Origin of the sequence: Tepidiphilus baoligensis, assembly GCF_012911495.1 — a bacterium.
Lineage (GTDB): Bacteria > Pseudomonadota > Gammaproteobacteria > Burkholderiales > Rhodocyclaceae > Tepidiphilus > Tepidiphilus olei.
Genome location: NZ_JAAAUB010000041.1, coordinates 1 through 1,062 on the forward strand (window position 1 = coordinate 1; position 1,062 = coordinate 1,062).

Annotated in this window: 1 pseudogene; it reads left to right on the forward strand. The window is 64.2% G+C overall.

Annotation, left to right across the window (positions count from 1 at the left end):
- Positions 1-130: 130 nt before the first annotated feature.
- Positions 131-1,062: pseudogene (locus tag GV368_RS10920) on the forward strand (IS4 family transposase); the annotation flags it as partial.

Sequence of the window (1,062 nt, forward strand, 5' to 3'; positions counted from 1 at the left end):
CACCCCTTTCAAGGTTTTTTATTCCTCCATCGAGGAAATTGCGATACGCTATGGCTTTTATTGAGGCGTGGTGAGGCCAGCATGTGGCAGGAAGTCCGGACCGTTCGAGCAGCACGCGCCGGCTTGTGTGATGGCACGGTTGGCGCTGGAGCAGGCCATGCCTGCGACGTGGGTCGACGAGATATTCCAGGAGCACCGCCAGCGCCAGTACCCCAGAGATCTGATGTTCTCGACCATCGTGGAGCTGATGACGCTGGTCACACATTGGGGCTGCGCCCATCGCTGCATGCGGCGGCACGCAAACTCGAAAGCCTGCCGGTGTCGGTGGCGGCACTCTACGACAAGCTCAAACGCACCGAGCCGGCGGTGCTGCGCGGGCTGGTGCGCGGCAGCGCACAGCGCCTGCCCCCCGTGGCCGCGCAGCTCGATACCTCTGCCAGCTTGCCAGGCTGGCAGGCATCGTCGACGGCAATCACTTGCCGGCCAGCGAAAAACGCTTGCAGCCGCTGCGCAGCCATCGCGGCGCGGCGCTGCCCGGGCACAGCCTGGTCGTCTACGACCCGGACCTGGGCCTGGTGCGCGATATCGTAGCCTGCGAGGACGCGCATGAGAGCGAGCGCTCGCGCATCGAGCGCATAGTCCAGCGCCTGGAATCGGTGCTGCACAGTGAGATCAAGAGCCTGGGGCATCCGAGAGCGGCGCTGCTGGGTTTCGCGGTGGCTGTGTTGGCGTACAACGTTTTGTTGCTATTGCAGCATGCAGTGGAGCAGGCGCACCGCCCACAACAGCCTGAACTGGAGGTTTCCGCCTACCACTTGGCTGAGCACGTCAAGAGCGGCTACGAGGGTATGCTCATTGCGCTGCCCGCCGAACATTGGCCCAGTGCGGCCGAGCAAAGCCCGCAGGCCCTGGCCGAGCGGCTGCTGTGCCTGGCACGGCACATACTTCCCAAGCAAGCGGCCACGAGCAAGCGCGGGCCGAAGATCGGAAAACCCACAGGCTATGTCGAGGGTAGCATCGCCCACGCTCATGTCTCTACCGCACGGGTGCTCCAACAAGCTC